Below are 23,237 nucleotides of genomic sequence, written 5' to 3'. Positions count from 1 at the left end.
GGTTAGCATGTCGTGGTTTAAACAGCTGTGGCAAAATAGTCGTGAAAAAGGCCAGTATTATGAGCGCCAAGCGCAAAAGTATTTAGAAGCGCAAGGTTTAAAAGCGATTGAGCGGAATTACTACTGCCCCTACGGCGAACTTGATGTCATTATGAAAGACGGTGACACCTTAGTGTTTGTTGAAGTTAAGTTTCGTAAAAATAACATAAAAGGCGGCGCTAATTATGCGCTAAGCCCGCAAAAGCAAGCTAAGTTAAAGCGCACTATTTATCATTACCTTGGTGCTAAAAACTTAAAAAACCAGCCATTACGTATTGATTACGTAGCTATAACAGGCGAACCGTCATTACATATTAACTGGCTGAAAAACGTATTTTAATGTCTGATGTATAAAAATAAGACGATTACAACAGCTTCATGTTGAGCATACAGTTAAACATTAGCTTACGCCTAAAATAATCACCTTTTAATAAAGCCGGTGTGAGCTCACACAGAATTAGAGATAAATTGTTGGTAACCCATGCAAGATACAATTAAAGAAATTTTTAAAGAAAGTATTCAAGTTCAAATAGCTGCAGGCGAAGTGTTGCCAAGCGCGTTAGAATCAGCGGCATTTACCATTGCACAAAGCCTGATCAATGGGAATAAATTGATCTGTTGCGGTACTGCAAACTGCCATATGCTGGCACAACACATGGCAGGCGTACTGGTTAATTTTTACGAAACAGAACGTCCCTGCTTACCTGCAATCGCTCTCTCACAAGAAAATATTAACTTGGGCCAAGGCAATCAAATAGATGACCACGATACATTTGCACGCCAAGTTCGTGCCTTTGCTCAGCAAGGTGACTTATTATTGGTACTTGCCATTAATGGTAATGAAAAACACATAATTTCTGCAGTAGAAGCGGCACTTACCAAAGATATGAAGGTCATAGTAATGGTAGGCGATGATGGCGGCGAACTCGTTGGCTTGCTTGGCCATAACGATGTAGAAATTCGTACGCCGTCTAAACGCCCGAGTCGCATTATTGAATCGCATTTAGTGAACCTTCACTGTTTAAGTGAGTTGGTGGATTTAACCCTTTTCCCTCAGGACGAAAATTATGTTTAAACGCTCCCTAATTATTTTAGGCACTGTTATATTATTACAAGGCTGTGCCGCTGCTGTGGTCGCCGGTACAGCCAGTGCTGTTACTGCCGCTAACGATAGACGAACCATTGGCTCGCAAATAGACGACAACAACATTGAAATAAAAGCCAGCATTGCTATTAGTGAAGATGAACGCCTTAACAAGTTTGCTCATATCAGCGTTATAAGCGTAAATGGCGTGGTTTTAATGGTAGGACAAGTGCCTAACCAAGAAATGAAAAACCAAGCGTTTAAAACCATTGAGAACCTATCTGGTATCCGCAAAATTCATAACCAACTTCGCATTGGCTCTAATATTGGTATCACCACGCAAACACACGATTCATGGTTAACCTCAAAAGTAAAAGCGCAGCTTCTAGCGGCTGAAAATATCAGCAGTAATAATATAAAAGTAGTGACTGAAAATGCCGAAGTATACTTAATGGGGCTAGTATCTGACGCTGAAGCAAACCAAGCCGTTAATATAGCTCGCAACATCTCTGGCGTAGAGCGGGTAGTTAAAGTGTTTGAGTATTTGTAAAAGTCCGAGGTTCGAGGTTCGAGAAATTTAAAAACCTTGCGGTTAACATCGCAAGGTTTTTTATACCTGTAGGCAATAAACCCGCTTAAAAAACCATATACACAAAGAGAAGTGAATGAGGAGTAAATGAGAAAACAGTAACCATTAGCCTAACTGATTAATTCGAGTCTCTAGGCCCGTTGCTCGCTTCTCGCAGCCCGCTGCCCACTGCCGTGAACCCAAGCACCCTGCTTGGCTTAATCTCTACCTAACACCTAGACCTAATACCTAAAACCTGCTCTTCACTTTAGACCAGACGCGGTGTAAACCCGCTGCTGCACCAATCAATCTTAACCCGCCTCTCGCCGCCCGTGAGCCTTTCTAATCTTTAACCTTTAACCTTTAACCTAATATTTTCATACAGACATAAAAAAACCGCTTCTTAAGCGGTTTTTTTTCTAACATTTATGGGCTATTTTATAACGCGTAAATGTGAGCCTTTTTTCTTTTCAGGCTTGGGAGCTGGCGTTTCATCAACTATTTCAGGTGATGAATCGACACTTTCAAGCTCTGGAGCAAAATCGTCTTCGTCCTCTAAAAACTCATCTGCAGTAAAGACTGTGCCTTCGCCATTTTCACGTGCATATATTGCAAGTACAGCCCCTAAAGGCACGTACACTTGCATTGGCTGACCGCCAAAGCGCGCGTTAAAGCTAAGCTGAGTATTATCTAACGAAAACTGCGTAACCGCCGAAGGGCTTATGTTCAATACAATTTGACCATCTTGGACAAACTGTGTTGGCACTTGCACTGCAGGAAAGTCAGCATTAACCACTAAGTGTGGCGTGCATTCGTTATCAACAATCCAATCAAAAAAAGCGCGTAGTAAATAAGGACGATTAGAAGTCATTATAAACGGATCTCACGCTCTGCTTCAGTTAAAGAAGCTTGGAATGATTCACGTTCAAATAAACGGATCATATACTCTTTAAGTTCTTTAGAGCCTGCACCATTAAGCTCAATACCAAACTCTGGTAAACGCCATAATAGTGGTGCTAAGTAACAATCAACTAAGCTAAACTCTTCACTCATAAAGTAAGGCGCTTCACTAAAGATTGGTGCTATTGCAAGTAATGCTTCTGTCAGCTCTTTACGAGCTTGCGCGGCATCAGATGTGTTGTTAATGATTTTTTCAGCTAGGCTGTACCAATCAGTATCAATACGGTGCATCATTAATCGACTACGACCACGCATGACCGGATATACAGGCATTAGTGGAGGATGAGGAAAACGTTCATCAAGGTATTCCATGATGATGTTTGCCTGATATAAACCAAGCTCACGGTCAATCAGTGTTGGCACTGTGCCGTAAGGGTTAATTTCGTGAAGTGCTTCTGGCAGGTTATCCTTTTCAGCCATATGAATATCTACACTTACACCTTTTTCAGCAAGTACAATGCGTACTTGGTGGCTATACATACAGTTAGCACCAGAAAAAAGGGTCATTACAGGGCGCTTATTGGCAGCTACGGCCATGCCTACCTCCATTAAATAACTAAAACAGCAATAGGGGCTTAAGCCCCTATTGCAAAATTACCTTTAAATATGTTCAAACTTAATGAACATCTCTCCAGTATTCTTTCTTCAGCATAAATGCCAAGATAAATAGGATAATTAAAAATCCGATTACCTTAATACCTAGCGCTTCCGATTCGAGACGTGTAGGTTCACCTACATACTCTAGGAAATTCGTTAAATCACGAACTGCTTGGTCATATTCATCTACACTTAATTCGCCCGTACCATCTGTTTTTGTACCAGTAATATGAGTGGTTGTTTTACCATCTACTGTTACTTCTTCAGTAATTGCAGTAGGAACACCTTGCAACTCTTGAAGAACATGTGGCATACCCACCGATGGGAATAACGTATTATTTACGCCAAACGGACGAGATTCATCTTTGTAAAACGATTTTAAATAGGTGTAAATCCAATCGCTGCCACGCACACGCGCAACGTTAGTTAGATCCGGCGGAGCCGCACCAAACCATTTTGCAGCATCTTCTTTTGCCATCGCGTTAAGGATATGGCCACCCACTTTTGAACCATCAAAAATAAGTTGCTCTTGACCAATCTCTGTTGGAATACCAATGTCACGGAAAGTACGCTCATAACGTTGATACTGCATTTGGTGACAACCAAGACAGTAGTTCATGAACAACTTTGCGCCACGCTGCAAAGAAGGTTGATCAGATATATCGTTACCCGCTTCCATTAGAGGAACTGACGGGCCTGCCGCCATTGCAGGTAACACGTTTACTGATAAAGCAAATAAACCTATTAATAGCTTTTTCATCATTTCGTTAACCTCTCAGGCAATGGCTTAGTTTTTTCATTCTTACTGTAAACGAATAACAGTACGAAGAACATAAAGTAAGTCACAGTACAAACTTGCGAAACAATCGTTTTAAAATCAGTTTGTGGTGTAGCACCAACCCAACCTAAAAGAACGAAAGTAACAACAAAACCTGCAATGTTCCATTTGTGGAAACCACAACGGTAACGAACTGAACGAACCGAACCACGGTCAATCCAAGGTAATAATGCTAGCACGACAATTGATGCACCCATTGCAGCAACACCCATTAGTTTGTCAGGGATTGCACGTAAGATTGCATAGAATGGCGTGAAGTACCAAACAGGGAAAATATGCTCTGGTGTTTTAAGTGGGTTAGCTGCTTCAAAGTTTGGCGCTTCTAAGAAGAAGCCACCCATAGCAGGCATAAAGAACACAACCCAGCAGAACAAGATTAAGAAACCAACCACGCCCACAATATCTTTTACTGTGTAATAAGGGTGGAACGGAATCGCATCAATAATGTCTTTTTTGTCAGTGTAGTATTCATGGAACTTAAATTTAGGCTTGTCTTCTTCAGCCACAGTTCCTTTTTTACGTTTGTTATCAATACCGTCTGGGTTATTAGAACCCACTTCGTGTAGTGCAACAATGTGTAAAAATACTAAGATAACAATAACCAATGGCAGTGCAATTACGTGTAATGCAAAGAAGCGGTTAAGCGTCGCACCTGAAATTACATAGTCACCACGGATCCACAGTGTTAAGTCATCACCAATAACCGGGATTGCCCCGAATAATGAAATGATTACCTGTGCACCCCAGAACGACATTTGGCCCCATGGTAATAAGTAACCCATGAATGCTTCAGCCATTAGGGCTAAGAAAATGAACATACCGAATAACCACAGTAATTCACGTGGTTTTTGGTAAGAACCGTAGATCATGCCACGGAACATGTGCATGTAAACAACGATGAAAAACGCAGATGCACCCGTTGAATGCAAATAACGTAATAACCAACCGTACTCTACATCACGCATGATGTATTCTACTGATGCAAATGCACCTTCAGCAGATGGTACATAGTTCATCGTTAACCAAATACCTGTAAGTATTTGGTTTACTAGTACTAACATAGCTAGAGAGCCGAAGAAGTACCAGAAGTTAAAGTTTTTCGGTGCTGGATACTGTGCAATGTGCATGTTCCAAACACGTGTCATTGGGATACGGTCGTCTATCCACTCAACAATTTTACCAAACATTAGGCCACCCCTTGTTCTTCGCCCACTAAAATAGTGGTCTCATCAAGAAAAGTATATGGTGGAATTTCTAAATTTAATGGTGCAGGTACCGATTGGAATACACGGCCAGCCATATCAAACTTAGAACCGTGACATGGACAGTAAAAACCGTCATCAGTCCCTTCCACTTTCTCACCAAAGCCACCTTGTAAAAAGCTAGGTGAACAACCCAAATGCGTACAAATACCTACAGCGACAAAAATCTCTGGGCGTAATGAACGGAAATCATTGGTTGATGATTCTAATTGTTGTGGCTCTTGCGATTGCGGATCACGAAGTTGACCTTCATGTTCTTTCATCTGCTCAAGCATTTTTGGGGTCCGTGATACAACCCATACAGGTTTACCACGCCACTCGACACGTATTAATTGTCCTGGCTCAAGTTTGCTGATATCTACTTCTACAGGCGCACCTGCAGATTTAGCTCGCTCACTTGGATTCCAAGACGCAATAAAAGGAACAGCAGCCCCAGCCGCACCAACACCACCAACAACAGAGGTAGCTATGGTTAAAAAGCGACGTCGGCCATTGTCTACAGGCGCATTGCTCATCCACTTATCTCCACTATGATTCTCAACACTTGCTATATTGAGAACATCAGTTACAGCAGGTTAATTTTTCGAATTTTAAAAGAGAAACGATCATAATTAAAACCCTTGCTTAAAACAAGGTTATTCACAGCCTCCTGCTCGAATAAACCTGACTTGCTCAAATAGTTGATTAAGTAAGCTCGAGTATGAAACCAAATGACTATAGTATCGCTTCCGTAAAAACAATTTGTAAACAAGTACAATCTCACCAACTAAGTACAGTAACAACTGAATTTGGCGACATTAAACTCATTCACTTTATTTGCCCGCCAATTGTAGCAAAAAAATTCACCAATTAACTGATGGATTTAAACTAATTGCGATAATTATTTAACTTTTTTTGCGTTAGTCGGTCATTTTTAAGCTTTCGTTCAATAAATACGCATGCTTTGCCGATTCTGATCAAGCTAATGTCGACATTAGTCGTAAGGGGAGAATTAAAGGTTAAAGGTTAAAGGTTAAAGGTTAAAGGTCAAAGGTCAAAGGCCAAAGGTCAAACATACTCATATATTTTTGAATGAATATTTAATTTTGAACCTCTTAATCCCAAGCATCGATTGATTTCATCAATGCTGAAATCATACGGGAAAGTTCACGAGTCTCCTCAATCCATTCACTAGCCTTTGTCGTATCAACTTCACCTATTTTTAGTGCAATGTAAATTTGAGAGCGTAATTCTCCACAACTCCCCTTAGAGTATGATAAAAATCGAATATAATCTTTAGGAGTTATTCGTTCATAACCCTCTGCTATATTTGAAGAAATTGAAAGTGCAGATCGTGTTATTTGATCTTTTAAACCAAACTCTTTGCTCTGCTTAAAATGTAAATAAATCTCGCAAGCTAAATCGGCTGAACGTTGCCATACCCTTAAATCTTCAAACCTCATAACATAACCAGTCAGCTGAAACATGCTTAACTTATAACTGTAAAATAAGAAAGACACAAAGCTTAGATCAAATTTATAGCTCGAACCTTGAACCTTGAACCTTGAACCTTGAACCTTGAAGCAAAATCTTATAGCTACAAAACAAAAAACCCAGCATAAGCTGGGTTTTTGAATTCTTGATAACGTAAAAATTAACGTTTTGAGAACTGTGGACGCTTACGCGCTTTCTTAAGACCCACTTTCTTACGTTCAACTTTACGTGCATCACGAGTAACGAAACCTGCTTTACGAAGTTGTGGACGTAGTGACTCGTCAAACTCCATAAGTGCACGAGTGATACCGTGACGGATAGCACCAGCTTGACCAGTAGTACCACCACCGGCAACGGTGATGTGAAGGTCAAATTTTTCAGTCATGTCTACAAGCTCAAGAGCTTGACGAACAACCATGCGTGCTGTTTCGCGACCAAAGTACTCTTCTAAAGAGCGCTTGTTGATTACGATGTTACCAGTGCCTGGGCGTAAGAATACGCGAGCACTTGAACTTTTACGACGACCTGTACCGTAGTATTGATTTGCCATGATAGTGCTCCTTAAATGTCTAGAACCTGAGGCTGTTGTGCAGCATGGTTATGCTCAGTACCCGCGTAAACTTTAAGTTTGCGGAACATAGCGCGGCCTAAAGGACCACGTGGCAACATGCCTTTAACAGCTTTTTCGATGATCATTTCAGGCTTTGCAGCTTGAAGTTTATCAAAAGTAGTAGACTTAAGACCACCTGGGAAACCAGAGTGAGCGTAGTACACTTTATCTTTGAATTTGTTACCAGTAACAGTAACTTTCTCAGCGTTGATAACGATGATGTAATCACCAGTATCTACGTGTGGTGTGTACTCAGCTTTGTGCTTACCGCGTAGGCGATGAGCGATTTCAGTAGCGATGCGACCTAAAGTTTTATCTTCAGCGTCAACTACGTACCAGTCACGTTTTACTGTTTCTGGTTTAGCAACAAACGTTTTCATTTATAAAAATCCAATGTTTTTCAATTAAAACCACAGGTAGTTATTATTAACTACCGCTCTAAGTATGCTACAACCCCTTCGAGTTTTAGACTTTTTCGCCGCTCACAAGTGGCTAAACTATATGAGGACATAGAACGCAACGTGGCAGACGCGGGAGTATACCAGCACTTAAACTACATTGCTACCGGTCGGTTGTTTTTTCCACAAAAAGTTTTAGGCTCGAGTGTCGGGCTACGGGGGGCGAGGTACGAGCTTCGAGGCCCGTTACCCGTCGTCCGAGAACTTTACTCTTTACCTTTATTACTTCTGACACACCTCACAAAAAACGGTGCTGCGTTGACCTAGGCGAATTTCGGTTAGTTCGCTCTCGCAATTTACACAAGGCTGGCCCTTTCGGCCATACACTAATAGCTGTTGCGCAAAGTAGCCTGGCTTACCGTCACTTTGGGCAAAGTCTTTCAACGTTGTGCCGCCTTGAGTAATTGCTGCGGCTAGGGTGTCTTTTATAATTGGGATTAATGCTTGGTAGCGTTTAAGGCTTACCTTACCTGCTTCTTTTCGCGGATCGATACCTGCTTTAAATAATGATTCGTTAGCGTAAATATTACCAACCCCCACCACCACGGCGTTATTCATAATAAACTGTTTAACAGGCACTTTTTTATTACGAGATTGCTCATAAACACGTTTAGCAAAAAAGTCATCGGTGAGTGGCTCGGGGCCTAATTTAGCAAGTAACTTATGCTCTTCATTGGGTGCTTGCCATAAACAGCAACCAAAGCGACGTGGATCGTTTAAACGCAGCGCCTTATTATTCGCTAAAATAAACTCAACATGGTCATGCTTTTTAAGTGGCTCATTGGCGTTCACAACCCGCAAGTTACCCGACATACCTAAATGCAATATAGCCGAGCCTAGCTCGCACTCTAATAATAAATATTTTGCACGGCGTTCAATACTGCTAACCACTAACCCCTCAAGTTGATACACCTCATCTGGCACAGGCCAGCGCATACTGCCATTATGAATATTTACCTTAGTCACAACTTGGTTTAGCACATGGGGGGTAATGCCCATACGGCTAACTTCTACTTCTGGTAATTCAGGCATTAATAATACTCACTTATGAAAAGGTAAAACTTGGAAATAATTGTGTTGCAGTGGTTAAATCTAGCAACAATAATCGCTGACTGGTTTTATCGAATAAATAATACTGACCATTCGCCTCAAATAGTAAGTACACCCAAGGTAGGGGCTCACCGGCGAGTTCAAGCGTGGCTACCGATAGTGGCTTATTCATATCAAGCGCATCAGGTGTGGTAGTCGTCATCAGCGCGGTATTTTGCCATAAATAAACTAGCTCACTAAGTTGCTGCTCTGAGCCTTGCCAACTAAGCGGTGCATTTTTTTGCAAAGCAGTAGTACGCCAACTAGTGCCAATACGCTCAATTTTTTGGTCGATAAATTTAAGTGTTAATACAAAACTTTGAGGAGGAAGTAGTGGCTGCAGTTGCGCCTGTGTTTCATCATTCCCTATGTTTTTATGCAGTCCATTTAAAAAGAAGATCATAATCAACATCGAAAAAATAATAACATTGTTCCAACCTTTTCGGCCGAGTTGCATGTGGGTCTTCCAATTAATAATATCGATTTAAAGTGTAACCAAAACTTAATTACACTGTCTATATGTTAAAACCCAAAGACTTTGCTAGAATATCGGCAAATTTTAAGGAGTTTAGTCATGTCAATGTATGTAGTGGGCCATAAAATCCCAGATTCAGATTCAATATGTGGTGCAATTGCACTGGCTTATTTAAAAAACCAAATTGATGAACCAGCAATCCCAACTCGCTTAGGTGAAGTTTCACCAGAAACACAATTTATTTTAGATAAATTCGGTTTTGAAGCACCTGAGCTAAAACTTAGCTACGCTGGCGAAGACGTTTATATTGTAGACCACACAGAAAAAACCCAAGCGCCTGATGATATTGATCAGGCTCGCGTTGTTGGCGTGGTAGATCATCACAAGCTAGGTGATTTAACCTCATCGACACCGCTTGAGTGTTGGATCCGCCCTGTCGGTTGTTCTAACACCATTATTAAAATGATGTATGACTTCTACAACGTTGAGATCCCTAAAGACATTGCCGGCATTATGCTTTGCGCCATTTTAAGCGACACGGTTATTTTTAAGTCACCAACCTGTACTACTGCCGATATTAAATGTGTTGAAGCGCTTGCAGAAATTGCAGGCATTGAAGACTTTAAAGAACTGGGCATGGACATGTTCCGCGTTAAATCAGCCGTTGAAGATACGCCAGTACGTGACTTAGTAATGCGTGACTTTAAAGACTTTAACATGAACGGTAACCTTGTTGGTATTGGTCAGTTAGAAGTTATTGACCTTGCGGTATTTGACGAGATTAAAGCCGACCTTGAAGCCGACATCGCGAAGCTTAAAGAAGAAGGCGGTCGTCACTCGGTATTTTTACTTCTGACCGACATTATGAAAGAAGGCTCACAAATGCTAATTGCATCAGACGATGCTAGCCTAGTTGAGCAAGCCTATGGTGAAAAACCTGAAGACGGTAAAGTATGGCTAGACGGCGTATTAAGTCGTAAAAAGCAAGTAGTGCCACCACTGCAAGACGCTTTTAAGAGCTAGGTTCGAGGTTCGAGGTTCGAGGTTCGAGGTTCGAGGTTCGAGGTTCGAGGTTCGAGGTTCGAGGTTCGAGAAATTTAAAAACCTTGCGGTTAATATCGCAAGGTTTTTTTATGCCTGTAGCAGCGGGTTCACCCCGCGTCAGTATTAGGGTTTAGGTTCGAAGTGATAGGTACTAGGCCCTCTGCCCGCCGCTCGTGGCCCGTCCGTTACGTATAAAGCCCCTCCGACATTAAAATACCTGCTATATTTACCTATAAAATAAAGGCTTAGGCTCTAAGCGCTAGGATTCGAGCTTCGAGCCGTAACCAAAGGCCCGCAGCCAAAACATAAGGACATAAAATGCAAATACTTCACCACGGAGCGGTAAATGGCGTAACAGGCTCATGCCACCAGCTGATAATAAACGACCAAAGCTCTTTTCTAATTGACTGCGGACTATTCCAGGGTGAAGATTCTGTTGATGATCTTAATATTGAATTTAATATATACACAGTTCGCGCGTTGATCGTTACCCATTGCCATATTGATCATGTTGGGCGGATTCCCTACTTGTTAATGGCTGGCTTTAAAGGGCCCATATTTACCTCTATTGCATCAGCAAGCTTACTGCCGTTAGTAATTGAAGATGCATTAAAAGTGGGCGTCACGCGCGATCAAAAAATAATAGATACCTGCCTAAAGTTACTTAAACAGCAAATTATTGAAGTTGATTTTAAAACCTGGTTTGAGCTACCTTGCAAAGGTGAACACATAGCCAAAGCCCGACTACAACGAGCAGGGCATATTTTAGGCTCGGCTTATGTTGAAATAGATATAAGCATACCAACTCGTAAAGCTAAAAACAGTCATCGGGTCGTATTTTCAGGTGATTTAGGGGCGCCCTATACACCTTTACTACGCGCACCTAAGGCGCCTTATAAAGCAGATACTTTAGTTATTGAGTCAACCTATGGTGATAAAAACCATCAAGGACGAAAGCAGCGTACGCAAACATTAAAAACCGTGATTGAGCGCGCAGTTGCCGACAACGGTATCGTGCTTGTGCCTGCATTTAGTATAGGCCGTACACAAGAGCTGTTATACGAACTTGAACAACTAATTCATGCTTCAACTAAAAACTCACCTTGGCGCACAATACAAGTAATACTCGACTCCCCCATGGCGGCTAACTTTACTCAGCAGTATCGAAAATTTAAATATTTATGGGATGAAGAAGCTAAACAAAAAGTAGCCAAAGGCCGCCACCCTCTCGACTTTGAAAACCTCACTACAATAAACACCCATAGTGAGCACTTAGCGTTAATAAATTACTTAGCGACCCGTCAAACCCCCGCTATTATTCTAGCTGCAAGCGGTATGTGCAGCGGCGGACGAATAGTAAACTATCTAGAGCGATTTTTAACAGATGAAACCACCGACGTACTCTTTGTAGGTTACCAAGGCCGAGGTACATTAGGTCGTGATATACAAACCTATGGCCCAAAAAATGGCTATGTATTTATTAATAATACCCGCATTAATATTAACGCAAAAATACACACTATAAGCGGCTACAGCGCCCATGCAGATCAAACTGGTTTAATTAAATTTGTAACCGGTATGCGCAAAAAGCCCCGCCATATAAAAATAGTCCACGGCGATGATGACGCTAAAAATGCACTCGCAGCAAAATATAGGGAAGTGTTGGGGGAAGATGTAAAGGTTGAGATTGGGAAGGGATAAGTTCGAGGTTCGAGGTTCGAGGTTCGAGGTTCTAGGCTCGATGCCCATACCCCGTCGCTCATAGCTCGTTACCCGATGCCCGTCGCCCGTTACCCTTTAACCAACTTTTTCATATGCTCAGTAAACTCATCGCCTAAGCTCTTATCTCGCATGCTGTATTCTACAATCGCTTTTAAATAACCGAGCTTATCGCCACAGTCGTGTGAGCGGCCACTCATATGAAACGCTTCTACCGTATCAATAGCCAATAATGCATCAATCGCGTCTGTAAGCTGTATTTCACCGCCTGCGCCTACATGGGTTTTAGCGAGTAATGGCCAAATATTTTTACTTAAAACATAACGACCAACAACGGCTAGGTTTGAAGGAGCAACATCTGCGGCTGGTTTTTCAACCATTCTTTTAATTACTGCACTTTCACCAGCAGTTAGCTTTACACCATTAATATCAGCAATACCGTATTTGCTTACATCTTCAATAGCAACCGGTTCTAGCATAATTTGACTGGCTTTCGTTTGCTCGAAACGAGCAATCATCGCTGCTAAATTTTCAGTTTTTTGATCTGCCGTATAAGCATCGAGGATTACATCAGGTAGCACCACTACAAAGTCGTCATCACCCACAATTGGCTTGGCGCATAAAATAGCGTGTCCTAAGCCTTTAGCTTCACCTTGGCGCACATGCATAATAGTCACATCTGCAGGGCAAATAGAGCGTACTTCTTCAAGTAAAGCGCGCTTAACCCGCTTTTCTAGCGTGGCCTCTAGTTCAAAACTGGTATCAAAGTGGTTTTCAATGGCATTTTTAGAGCTATGTGTTACGAGTACAATTTCTTTAATACCCGCAGCTACACATTCATTTACAATGTATTGAATAAGCGGTTTATCAACCAAGGGGAGCATTTCTTTAGGGATTGCCTTAGTCATTGGCAACATACGGGTACCTAAACCGGCAACAGGAATTACAGCTTTCACAGGTAGTCCTTTAATTTGAATGAGTACATTTACTTACAAAAGTAGCATAGCTAAATATATACAACCTGAATAAATACACTTGCCTTCAACTTATAATAAGCCAACAGAATATAGCTGTGATAATAATTTATTTTTTCTGCTTAAAAAATAAATTATATACAAACTGAAAATAGTTTAGTTAAACTAAATACGAATCTAAAGCATAATACAAAAGTAAATTTCATACCTCAAGAAATGCAGAATGAGTTAACGCCTAAAGGAAATAAATGAATAATCTAGCTATAAAAATCGATAATATTGAATTATCCAATAATACTCCGTTTGTACTGTTTGGTGGAGTCAACGTATTAGAATCTCGTGATTTAGCAATGCGCGTTGCTGAGCGTTATGTAGAAGTAACAAATAAATTAAATATTCCTTATATATTTAAAGCCTCATTTGATAAAGCAAACCGTTCATCAATCAACTCTTATAGAGGCCCAGGCATGGAAGAAGGTTTAAAAATCTTTGAAGAGATAAAGAAAACTTTTAATATTCCATTGATTACAGATGTACACGAACCATATCAAGCAGCTCCTGTAGCAGAGATAGTTGATGTTATTCAACTACCTGCATTTTTAGCACGCCAAACGGACCTAGTCATTGCGATGGCTAAAACTGGAGCCATCATAAACGTAAAAAAACCACAGTTCCTAGCTCCACACGAGATGCGTCATATCATTACTAAATTTAATGAGGCAGGCAATAACAATATAGCGTTATGTGAACGCGGTTCAAGTTTTGGATATAATAATCTTGTAGTTGATATGCTTGGCATGGATGATATGAAAAGTATGGCACCTGTGATTTTTGATGCAACACATGCATTACAACGCCCCGGAGGACGTATTGACTCTGCCGATGGTCGTCGAGCACAAGCAGCTGAATTAGCTAGAAGTGGTATGGCGTTAGGAATTGCTGGACTATTTATTGAAGCACACCCTAACCCTAATGAAGCAAAGTGCGACGGCCCTTGCGCCCTTGCACTTGATAAGCTAGAAGGTTATTTAACTCAAATGAAAGCAGTGGACGATTTAATAAAAAACCTTGAACCACTTGATACTAGCGCTAACAATTTATAGGTTAATCCATAAAGCCACGCTATTAAGTTGACTGCTAAAAATTAATAGCGTGAGTAAACATATATTTTTTATGAATCAAGCACTAAAGAGAAAATTTCATCTCTTTTTGATACGTACTTACATCAATTATATAGTTATAACTTTCTAGATGAGCCCACAAAACTATTGTAAATAACTAATATAAGCATGAGTTCTAATGTTCTCATCAATTTGTTGAGGAATATTTTTTTTCAGGCAAATCTAATTTACGCCTAAAGTAATTCATAACCGTACAATAATTGATTAAAAATACCAAGTAAAGAGTAAAAATTATAATAAACCCATAAAACATAATGTACTCAGGCACCAATAAAATCTCACCAACTATACCAACAGTTGCAAAAATTGTTGCTATAAAACAGATTAGAGATAATGTTTGTAAAGGTGAAAAACCTAAACGTTGACATATGTGATGTAAATGCTCACGATCTGGCTTAAATGGCGACTTACCTTGTTTAACACGGCGCACCATAATTGCCACCATATCCATTAACGGTGCCGCAATAAGCCATAACGCTGTAACAGGTCGAATCATCGGATTACCAGCCGTTTGGCTTGCACCAATAAGCAACCAAATAACTGTAAAACCAATCATCATGCTGCCAGCATCGCCCATAAATACTTTTCTTTTACGACCAGCTAAACCCAAATTCATCATTATGTATGGCAACATACATACAACCAGTAGCAAACAAAGATAACTTAGGCTTTGCTCACCAGCAAGCAAGAGTAGTATACCAATACTCGCAAAAGTAACTATTGACAAACCACCTAGTAGTCCATCAATACCATCAACCATATTAAACGCATTAATACAGCCAATAACAGCAAGTACAGTTATAAAACCACCAAACATGTCAAGCTCAATAGCGCCAAAACCAAGTAAATTCCCCAATGTATGTAGTTCTGCATTAGCAAAGTAAATCATAGCTACGGATATTAATGCCTGAACTAACATGCGTATTTTTACGCTTAAATCAAAACGGTCGTCTAATGCGCCTACAGCTGTTAACCCGCAAATACAGAGCATGTATAAGTTTGCATGGTTAATCATATTTGGATGTGTATAAATATAGTTAACTATAGTTATACAAATTGCTACACCACCTACTAGTGGCACATTACCCGTATGCATTTTTCGCCCTGAAGGCTTGTCAACTAAACCAACCCTACGTGCAACCTTACGCATAAAAAATAACACGGCGAATGCCAAGAAAAAGGTAAATAAAAGGTCGATTATCATATCATCTCGCAACTCTAAATTTTAACTGTATAACTACTTATCTGAACCTAAATGACCATATTATCTAAAGTCTTATAACTCGAACAAATAAAACTATTTTGTTGAACTAAGTCTAATCAACAATCCAGATTATTATTGATTACTTCATATGATATCTAAAGCTTTTAATTAGAGCTATATAAATATGTGATTGAATAAACAACTTAAAAATTGAAACTACTTTTTAATAACGCCAACTAAGTTTTCACCATCCATCACTAAAAGAGTATTAACCTTCTTGGACTCCATGACGCTTATAGCCTCATGAACCCTACTCGATACTAAAACACTTAATGGATTATGAGTTGCTATATCAGATGCTTGTAAATCAAAAGCAGCTTTGTATTTGCAATCCATAGTTCTTCTGATGTCGCCATCAGTAATAATTCCAAAATGATTTGAAAATTCAACAATTGCAATACCTAGCTTACCTTTACCTATTGAGTGAACTACTTCAATAAATGAACTATTTGGAGAGATAACAGGAAGGGATTCAGTATACATTTCATCAGCAACCTTACTTAAAAGCCTTCGCCCTAAATTCCCACCAGGATGAAAGCGAGCGAAATTTTCAGGCTTGAAATCTCTAGCATCCATTAAAGCAACGGTCAATGCATCTCCCATCACTAGGGTTGCAGTAGTAGATGAAGTAGGGGCTAATTGAAGAGGACAAGCTTCTTTAGGTACAGCTATATCAAGGTGGCAATGTGAATTTTGAGCTAACGTTGAATTTACATTTCCTGTTATCGCAATGATAAAGTTCCCATTATCTTTCAAAAAAGGTAGTAATTTTAAAACTTCATCAGTTTCACCTGAATTTGAAATAGCTATAAAAATATCTTTATGTTTAACCATTCCAAGATCACCGTGAAAAGCCTCTCCTGGGTGCATAAAAAAACTAGGTGTCCCTGTGCTTGCAAAGGAAGCGGCAATTTTTTTTCCTATAATGCCTGATTTCCCCATCCCACAAATAATTGTTCGACCAGAAGTGCTAATAATTTTATTAACGGCTTTAGCAAAGCTATCATCCAATAAAGAAGACATATATACTAAGCCATCAATCTCTGTTTGAATCACTTCTTTAGCTATTTGAATTGACTTGAAATCCATTATTTTTTTTCTCGCTCCATTAATTCTTTTATTTCTTGATAATCTTCTTCAGTATCTATCCCATGAGGGATATCGCCATCATAAATAACACTACCTATTGACATTCCATTACTTGTAGCTCTCAGCTGCTCCAACTTTTCGTATTGCTCCAACGGAGATTCTGAATGGCTACAAAATTCCTTTAAAGAAGCTACAGAGTATGCATAAATACCCACATGCCGAAAAGCTAAAGATAAGTCAGAAGGCTTTTCTCGGTTATAAGGGGCTGCAGAACGAGTAAAATGTAAAGCCCTATTTTTTTCACCTAAAATAGCTTTGACAACATTTGGGTTAAAGAAGTCAGTTTGTTTAGAAATTCGCGTTACTGCAGTTGTTATAGAAAAATGCCTATAATGTAACGCAAAGTTAGCAACTTCGTTTATTAATTTATGCGGAATTAAGGGTTCATCGCCTTGAATATTTAAAACAACATCATCATCTTTCCAGTTTTCTAATATGGCAATTTCATGAATTCTGTCAGTACCACTTTGGTGTTCAGATGACGTTAGCCGCACAGGTATGTTAAGTTCGTTCATGGCATCTAATATACGTCGATCATCAGTTGCAACGATAATAGAATTTAACGAGACGTTTGCTGAGAGACATTGCTGTACAACATGGTAGACCATAGGCATACCGCAAATTGGTAATAAGGGTTTCCCAGGTAGGCGTGAAGAGCCATACCTAGCTGGTATAACTACTTTAATATTATTCAAAGTAAATCCAATTATTCTTTATATGATTTTTTACATTGTAGGGGGTATGTTACCAATATTATCAACTTTGGTAACTACGCATGCAAACTAATTTTTACCCAGAGTTCACACTAACCATATGGAAATCAATAAAAGAGCAAGCTATACTCTTAGTCTAGGATAGTAAAATCATTCCCAAAATCTACTATAATAATAACTCAAGTTTAATTATCACTTAAATAGAGCTTTTGATATTCGTCAACCATGGTAGCTTGTTGAAAATACTTTTTCACATAAATAGCGGCCTGCTCAGATAGCTGCGACCGATATTTAGTATCATTTACAAGCTTAGTTATAGCCTCTGAAAATACCTCTACATTTTGAGCAGGACACAAAATACCTGTTTCGTTGTGCTTGATCACTTCGGGTATACCCTCAACATCAGAGGCAACACAAGGTATAGCAAAATAACCAGCTTCAACTAAGTTTAGCCCAAAAGCTTCCCATAAAGATGGCTGGCATAAAATATCTATTTTATTAAAAAAGTCTGACTTATTTGATACCCAACCAACATAGGTAATAACTTCATTTAGCTTTAACTTTTTAATAAGCTCTAAACACTGCTCTCGAAGCTCGCCGTCGCCAGCTAAATAAAAGTGAACATTTTGGGTTATTTGTTTTTGTTCAGTTAAAGCTTTGACTATTTTTATAAATGTAAGAGGATCTTTTTGCTTATCTAAACGAGCAAAAAAGCCAATATTCACACAGTTATCTGACTTACGTTTATTTACTTTCAGTTCTGAGAAATCAACGCCATTATGTATTGCTAATGACTTACAAATAATACGAGGATAGTATTTAAGGTAATATTTATTAACTGTGATATTTTTATCACCAAACAATGTGGATATGATCTCTAATAAATAATAAATGAACCTTTTAGTAGGCTTCTCATGCTGATGAAAAGCAATGCCGTGGACAGTATGATAAACCTGTTTAACTCTAGCCATTTTTGCAGCTACGCGAGCTATAATTCCGGGTTTTGTTGAGTTTGTATGGACTATGTCAAAATTGTTTTTTTTGAAAAAAGTATATAAATCCCAAAAAGCTTGAAAATCGTCTAATGATATATCGCGAGCTAAGCTCTCAATATAAACCACTTTAATATTGTGTTCTTCAAAATATTGATTGAATGAGTTATCTAAGGGTTTTCCACCAAATAAAATATATTTATCAAAACTATTATCCAAACCCTTTAATATATCTAAAGAAACCTGCTGAACCCCTGATAATTGAGGAATCACTTGTATGTGAACTATCTTTTTCATTGTTACTCTATATAGAAGTTAATATAAGCTTATTGAATGCGTAACCTAAGCTTTTTGATAAACTTATTTTGCTTCACTTTAAGATACAACTGACGAACCGACCATTCACAGTTAAAATTAAAACTAGAGTTCAGCATATTAAACATATTTTGATTAATATGAAGCTGTTCGCATTCCTCTGCTCTTGAAATACTTTTTGAGTTACTTAGCTCTTCTAGCAATTCTGTAATGCCTTCTTTCGCTAAATAAGTCCTTAATATATCCATTTGAATACTTAAACGTTGAGGTTCTAATGCTAAAAAGCTCTCTAAATTTTGTTCAAAAACAGCACTCGACGGTATTAACCAACCACTTTGCAAAAGCATAGGCTTATCTCTGTAAACTAATAACCCTACAGCTCTCTTATGATACATGGCTGTAATCGCTATACTACTAGGTGTTGTTACAACACCAGAGTAAGCCTCTAAAGTTTTTTCAAAATCAAATTTAATATCATTCTCAAACTCTATTTGTAAGTTCAACTCTAAAAATGCTAAAAGCCTTTGATCAAAAACTCTAACAGCAAAAAGTACATCTTTTTTTATTAGGACTTTAATTGTATCAAGCATTAAGTTAGATAAGGACTCAAACTCTAAGTCATTAAAATAAGATGTGTTCGCAGTAGTTATCAGTATCTTTTTTGTATTCGGTAAAATCAACATATCACTTTTTGACAAAACTCTTTTGGGCAAATAATTAAAAGAACTTACTTGATTTGAAAAATAAGATTTCTCGGTATTGCCTACACATAAAAAGTGAGACTGTATTATAGGATGATACATAGTAACACCATATTTACTTACCATTGGGTTAGTAATAGCATTAGAAAAATCAAATACACCATCAGTGCATAATATCGTCGCTTTATTTAACTCTTTAAATTTTAATGTTAATAACACATTATGTGGCATTGTATAAAAGGCACAAACAAAGCTATCGAATTTATCAAAAAAAATACTCTTTTTTTTGTAAAAACGACAACCACCAAATGTGTAAACTAATCCGGGCTTATCTATTAAGCCTAAATCGCGATAAAAACTTTCATGCTCAGAAAATAATATATGCATTATACTTTATCTTTAAAAAGTTTTAGGACTATATTCTCTATGTCTCTAGCGAACTCTTTCGTCCCCCTAAAAGAGGATGCACTCAGCATACTTGTGCTAGAAACAAAAGAATATATGTCATTGGCATTTAACTTTATATTTTTATAGTTATCAAGTAACAAGCCATTCTCAATATGATTAAATACATCCTTAACACCACAGCGACTATAACCTATAGGCTTTACTCCAAAGTGGGCAGCTTCAAGGTAACTTAAACCATAAGACTCATTCAGCTCAGATAACAGGATGCAATAATCATTAGCTTTATATATTTCTGGTAGTTGGCTCCTATTAACTGGGCCTAAAATATTTATGTAATTACTAATAGAACTTTGATTAATCATTTGTTTAAGTTCATCCATATACTGTCCATCACCAACAATGTCCCACTTAAACTGCAGACCTAGCTTAGTTAATTGCTCAAAAACATTAAGCATATGCGCAAATCCCTTTCTTTCGTTTAAGCGGCAGACAGTTATGAAATTAGCGCATCTGGGCTTAACTACACCGCAGATATCATTACCAGCCGAGTAAACTCCGGGATTTACAATACTTGCATTGACTAACTCCATATCAACTTTGTGCTGTTCTAAATAAAACTCCTGTATATATTTAGAAACAAATATAACCTTATAGGAATTATAAATAGCTCTCAAAAAATTTTTACTGAACCTAATAGCTTTCGTTAATAGGTCTGGATCACCTAAATATTTTTCTTCACCATGAATAAAGCAAATAGTTTTTGATAATAACTCATTACTAAAGTATCTTCCGGCATTATAAATGGCAGCCGGATCGTTACATATAACTACATCTGCACTTTCTAGCTCTCTTTTGTACTCTATATAATAGGAAATAGGCCATAACATTGGCGGCAAAAAAGATGTATATAAATCCCCTTGTTGATACGAAGCAGATTTACTGGATGTTACTATACTAACAGCGTAATCTTGGGAGTCACTGAAAAATTTATATAGTATTTCAGCTATTGTACCTGCCCCACCTAGTGATGGAGGAAACTCATGAGAAAAAACCACTACTTTTTTCATATTAAAAACTTCCAATTACCATTCTTCATTATTTCGAATGAATCTTGGATCTTGTTCTCCAAATAATTGAATAGGACAAGGTTCTCCGATGAGACAAAAGTTTATCGAATATTGGTAATAAGAATAATCTTTAGCTTGCCTGAAAAAATCGTTCATAAAAAATAAACCTATCAAGAAAATCATAAAAATCAGACGAGAGTCATTTTTTAACTTTCGATAGACGAACTCATAAATAAATAAAGGTAAGAAAACCGTGTAGATCGATCCAACTCTATTAAATACAACAAACTCTAATGAAAGCATCCTAACAATAATCAGGAAAAAGATTATATTGACCAAGAACCTAGAGTTTAAATTAAAATTTGAAACACCATTTCTAATTATAAAAATAAACATAGAACACAAAATGAAGGTATTTATTATAAATACTAACGAAACGGTGCCGCCATCTTCGTGATTAAGATGATTTTTATAAGAAAAACCAATAACATTCATTACATTAAGCAATATATCCCGAAAAACTGTAGCTCCCAAAAGAAGTGCTATAAATATGCAGAGTAGATATATCACTCTTGAAAATTTAACAGCCTTTAGTAGATAGGAAAATAAAAATAAAATCGCACTGAAGTGAAAAAAGCTGGCCAACAGAACAAACAAAAAATAAGTAAAATATTTATTTTTATAGAGAAACGTAATTGTGGCCCAAAAAACAATTGCGGCAGCTAAAGCTTGCCTCATTATGCTCATACTTGGGAAATAAAAAGTTAAATATACAAATAAAAGGGTTATCGATAAGAAGCTATGCCTTTTTGAAATCCCTCTTAACCCCATGAATATAAATAGCATTGTTAGTACTGAATATAAAACAATAATTGCTTGAAAATTAAACCCTAGAGAACCCAACAACTCTGATAGAAGGGAAAAAGAGGGCTCTACAGGTACGAAGTTACCTACCTTAGCCGTGTCGAATAGTATGACATAATTGGTAAAGTCAGAGCCCACGTAATAGCGAAACGCAGAAAGAGTAGTCAATAATAATAACAAGGCAGAAACAAAAAACTTCCTTATAACTATTTGACCTAAAAAAATCTGCAGACTAACAAAAAACCAGATCATAAAAATGAAATTCCCTAAATACAAACAGCTATCAAAATCATTAGATAAGATTTTTTTTCATTAAGCCTAGTGTTTTCTGCCGTCTATCTTGAATTGAACCGCTTACAGAGCGCTGCTCTTCATAGGATTTTAGTTTATTCGAAATTTCAAAAGTTCTTATATTGCAGCCAGCAACTTCACCTAAAATAAGAGAATGCATTCTTCCTGACAAGACGGTATCAGCCTCAGTTAATTTTTTAAAGTACTCTTTTACTGAAAGAAGCTCGTCTACAAACTCAACCTCAAAATCGAGTTGTCTACTTCGCAAATACTTATAGAAATTTTTAGTTAATATCAAATCTTTATTTGTTGTAGCCATTAAACAAATAGATGAAAACCCCTCACTTGTTATTAACTTGTGCCACAAAGAAAAATACTCATCAATGGTTAATTCTGGGTTACTAGCCTCATTTTTATATAAGTTATAAACTTCAAAATCAGTAATCCCTACGACAGCTTTCTCATTAGTACTTTTAATGTCAACTTTTGTATCAAAGTCATAATTATAAGCAACATCAAATCCTAGCTGAGCGTCAATACTAAAGTTTTCTTTTAAGTTTTTTTGCGAACGCTTGTCTCTAACAGTAACTGAGCTACATTTTTTTAATGCGCTTTTAAACAAAGCAGAGGATAAGAAACCAAACTTATCACCCACCCCCACTCCGAAAACATGTATTTTTATATTCCTTTTACTCAAAAAATAACACCATAAATAAAAAGAAATTGGAAAGTTTTCATTATCTAAAATTAATTGACCACCACCAATAACACTGCTTGAAAAGTCACTATTGCATGACTTTTTAATTCTACGAAAGTTACTTATAAACCACTTTGCAGTTATGAATATCTTTTTAACTCCCAAGAAGCTGAGTAACAAGATAAGGTAATTGCTAAAAAAGCTAGTCTTGTTTTTTGTACTTACTTTACTAGATGGAGTCGCAGCTTTTGTGCGAGTATAATCAACGTTTGTTATAGCATTATAACCCAACTCATTTAGTATATTGTTTAGGCTCAACGATATCGCGCGGTCACCAATATTGTCAGAATAACATTCGTTTATTGTTAATATTCTTTTTTTCAAAAAAACTCACCTTCATTAATT

The 23,237-nt window shown here is 37.9% G+C and carries 25 protein-coding genes; 6 read left to right on the top strand and 19 right to left on the bottom strand.

The window, feature by feature from the left end:
- Positions 1-7: 7 nt before the first annotated feature.
- From ACNSN2_RS01730 to dolP, 3 genes are all read left to right on the top strand, one after another.
- Positions 8-379, top strand: coding sequence for a YraN family protein (locus tag ACNSN2_RS01730; protein WP_008110719.1), 372 nt, complete (start codon positions 8-10; stop codon positions 377-379).
- A gap of 141 nt (positions 380-520) precedes the next feature.
- A complete protein-coding gene (locus tag ACNSN2_RS01725) occupies positions 521-1,114 on the top strand; it encodes an SIS domain-containing protein (protein WP_008110721.1) in 594 nt (197 codons plus the stop codon).
- The gene (gene dolP, locus ACNSN2_RS01720; protein WP_418608336.1) at positions 1,107-1,673 is read left to right on the top strand and encodes a division/outer membrane stress-associated lipid-binding lipoprotein; all 567 of its coding nucleotides are present in this window, start codon (positions 1,107-1,109) and stop codon (positions 1,671-1,673) included. The genes ACNSN2_RS01725 and dolP overlap by 8 nt, the downstream gene beginning before the upstream one ends.
- A 451-nt stretch (positions 1,674-2,124) precedes the next feature.
- Here the strand turns inward: dolP and ACNSN2_RS01715 are convergent, their stop codons facing one another.
- From ACNSN2_RS01715 to ACNSN2_RS01670, 10 genes are all read right to left on the bottom strand, one after another.
- Positions 2,125-2,562 (bottom strand): ClpXP protease specificity-enhancing factor, encoded by a 438-nt coding sequence (locus ACNSN2_RS01715; RefSeq protein WP_008110860.1) that lies wholly within the window; start codon positions 2,560-2,562, stop codon positions 2,125-2,127.
- Entirely contained in the window at positions 2,562-3,188 is a 627-nt protein-coding gene (gene sspA / locus ACNSN2_RS01710) for a stringent starvation protein SspA (protein WP_008110861.1), read from the bottom strand. Before sspA ends, ACNSN2_RS01715 begins: the two co-directional genes overlap by 1 nt.
- 79 nt (positions 3,189-3,267) lie before the next feature.
- Positions 3,268-4,011 carry a cytochrome c1 gene (locus ACNSN2_RS01705; protein ID WP_109875379.1) on the bottom strand — a complete coding sequence of 248 codons (744 nt, stop codon included), beginning with the start codon at positions 4,009-4,011 and terminating at the stop codon, positions 3,268-3,270.
- A complete protein-coding gene (locus tag ACNSN2_RS01700; RefSeq protein WP_010390662.1) occupies positions 4,008-5,273 on the bottom strand; it encodes a cytochrome b in 1,266 nt (421 codons plus the stop codon). Before ACNSN2_RS01700 ends, ACNSN2_RS01705 begins: the two co-directional genes overlap by 4 nt.
- Positions 5,273-5,863: a ubiquinol-cytochrome c reductase iron-sulfur subunit gene (petA, locus tag ACNSN2_RS01695; RefSeq protein WP_010390661.1), complete on the bottom strand. Its 591-nt coding sequence runs from the start codon at positions 5,861-5,863 to the stop codon at positions 5,273-5,275. Before petA ends, ACNSN2_RS01700 begins: the two co-directional genes overlap by 1 nt.
- A gap of 579 nt (positions 5,864-6,442) precedes the next feature.
- Complete coding sequence (locus ACNSN2_RS01690) at positions 6,443-6,790, bottom strand: four helix bundle protein (RefSeq protein WP_418608332.1); 348 nt, start codon at positions 6,788-6,790, stop codon at positions 6,443-6,445.
- Between the two features lie 191 nt (positions 6,791-6,981).
- Positions 6,982-7,374: a 30S ribosomal protein S9 gene (rpsI, locus tag ACNSN2_RS01685; RefSeq protein WP_024600778.1), complete on the bottom strand. Its 393-nt coding sequence runs from the start codon at positions 7,372-7,374 to the stop codon at positions 6,982-6,984.
- An 8-nt stretch (positions 7,375-7,382) separates the two neighbouring features.
- A complete protein-coding gene (rplM, locus tag ACNSN2_RS01680) occupies positions 7,383-7,811 on the bottom strand; it encodes a 50S ribosomal protein L13 (protein WP_008110876.1) in 429 nt (142 codons plus the stop codon).
- A gap of 300 nt (positions 7,812-8,111) precedes the next feature.
- Complete coding sequence (mutM, locus tag ACNSN2_RS01675; protein ID WP_418608329.1) at positions 8,112-8,921, bottom strand: bifunctional DNA-formamidopyrimidine glycosylase/DNA-(apurinic or apyrimidinic site) lyase; 810 nt, start codon at positions 8,919-8,921, stop codon at positions 8,112-8,114.
- A 13-nt stretch (positions 8,922-8,934) separates the two neighbouring features.
- Positions 8,935-9,435, bottom strand: a complete 501-nt coding sequence (locus ACNSN2_RS01670; RefSeq protein ID WP_418608327.1) for a hypothetical protein — start codon at positions 9,433-9,435, stop codon at positions 8,935-8,937.
- Between the two features lie 117 nt (positions 9,436-9,552).
- Here ACNSN2_RS01670 and ACNSN2_RS01665 point away from each other — a divergent pair, with 117 nt between their 5' ends.
- Together ACNSN2_RS01665 and ACNSN2_RS01660 are read left to right on the top strand one after the other, a co-directional pair.
- Positions 9,553-10,476 carry a manganese-dependent inorganic pyrophosphatase gene (locus ACNSN2_RS01665; RefSeq protein ID WP_013464036.1) on the top strand — a complete coding sequence of 308 codons (924 nt, stop codon included), beginning with the start codon at positions 9,553-9,555 and terminating at the stop codon, positions 10,474-10,476.
- A gap of 339 nt (positions 10,477-10,815) precedes the next feature.
- Positions 10,816-12,198, top strand: a complete 1,383-nt coding sequence (locus ACNSN2_RS01660) for an MBL fold metallo-hydrolase RNA specificity domain-containing protein (RefSeq protein ID WP_418608324.1) — start codon at positions 10,816-10,818, stop codon at positions 12,196-12,198.
- A gap of 89 nt (positions 12,199-12,287) precedes the next feature.
- Here the strand turns inward: ACNSN2_RS01660 and galU are convergent, their stop codons facing one another.
- Positions 12,288-13,172 (bottom strand): UTP--glucose-1-phosphate uridylyltransferase GalU, encoded by an 885-nt coding sequence (gene galU, locus ACNSN2_RS01655; RefSeq protein ID WP_138595500.1) that lies wholly within the window; start codon positions 13,170-13,172, stop codon positions 12,288-12,290.
- A 266-nt stretch (positions 13,173-13,438) separates the two neighbouring features.
- On the opposite strand from galU, the gene kdsA reads away from it, so the two are divergent.
- Positions 13,439-14,293: a 3-deoxy-8-phosphooctulonate synthase gene (gene kdsA, locus ACNSN2_RS01650; protein WP_418608322.1), complete on the top strand. Its 855-nt coding sequence runs from the start codon at positions 13,439-13,441 to the stop codon at positions 14,291-14,293.
- A 205-nt stretch (positions 14,294-14,498) separates the two neighbouring features.
- Here the strand turns inward: kdsA and wecA are convergent, their stop codons facing one another.
- The 8 genes from wecA to ACNSN2_RS01610 all read right to left on the bottom strand — a co-directional run bounded on the left by wecA (position 14,499) and on the right by ACNSN2_RS01610 (position 23,216).
- Positions 14,499-15,575: a UDP-N-acetylglucosamine--undecaprenyl-phosphate N-acetylglucosaminephosphotransferase gene (wecA, locus tag ACNSN2_RS01645; protein WP_418608320.1), complete on the bottom strand. Its 1,077-nt coding sequence runs from the start codon at positions 15,573-15,575 to the stop codon at positions 14,499-14,501.
- A gap of 216 nt (positions 15,576-15,791) precedes the next feature.
- Complete coding sequence (locus ACNSN2_RS01640; RefSeq protein WP_418608319.1) at positions 15,792-16,724, bottom strand: KpsF/GutQ family sugar-phosphate isomerase; 933 nt, start codon at positions 16,722-16,724, stop codon at positions 15,792-15,794.
- The gene (kdsB, locus tag ACNSN2_RS01635) at positions 16,724-17,479 is read right to left on the bottom strand and encodes a 3-deoxy-manno-octulosonate cytidylyltransferase (RefSeq protein WP_418608317.1); all 756 of its coding nucleotides are present in this window, start codon (positions 17,477-17,479) and stop codon (positions 16,724-16,726) included. The genes ACNSN2_RS01640 and kdsB overlap by 1 nt, the downstream gene beginning before the upstream one ends.
- A gap of 203 nt (positions 17,480-17,682) precedes the next feature.
- Positions 17,683-18,786 carry a glycosyltransferase family 4 protein gene (locus ACNSN2_RS01630; protein ID WP_418608316.1) on the bottom strand — a complete coding sequence of 368 codons (1,104 nt, stop codon included), beginning with the start codon at positions 18,784-18,786 and terminating at the stop codon, positions 17,683-17,685.
- Positions 18,787-18,815: 29 nt separating this feature from the next.
- Positions 18,816-19,892, bottom strand: a complete 1,077-nt coding sequence (locus ACNSN2_RS01625) for a hypothetical protein (protein ID WP_418608314.1) — start codon at positions 19,890-19,892, stop codon at positions 18,816-18,818.
- On the bottom strand, positions 19,892-20,980 hold the full coding sequence (locus ACNSN2_RS01620) for a glycosyltransferase family 4 protein (protein ID WP_418608312.1): 1,089 nt from the start codon (positions 20,978-20,980) through the stop codon (positions 19,892-19,894). The genes ACNSN2_RS01625 and ACNSN2_RS01620 overlap by 1 nt, the downstream gene beginning before the upstream one ends.
- Before the next feature lie 15 nt (positions 20,981-20,995).
- The gene (locus ACNSN2_RS01615; protein ID WP_418608310.1) at positions 20,996-22,096 is read right to left on the bottom strand and encodes an EpsG family protein; all 1,101 of its coding nucleotides are present in this window, start codon (positions 22,094-22,096) and stop codon (positions 20,996-20,998) included.
- A gap of 40 nt (positions 22,097-22,136) precedes the next feature.
- Positions 22,137-23,216, bottom strand: a complete 1,080-nt coding sequence (locus tag ACNSN2_RS01610) for a polysaccharide pyruvyl transferase family protein (protein WP_418608308.1) — start codon at positions 23,214-23,216, stop codon at positions 22,137-22,139.
- Positions 23,217-23,237 lie beyond the last annotated feature (21 nt).

Source organism: Pseudoalteromonas sp. US3C1013 (assembly GCF_048401115.1).
Lineage (GTDB): Bacteria > Pseudomonadota > Gammaproteobacteria > Enterobacterales > Alteromonadaceae > Pseudoalteromonas > Pseudoalteromonas undina.
The sequence above is the reverse complement of the archived record's forward strand: the minus strand, read 5'-3'. Positions and strand labels throughout refer to the sequence as shown.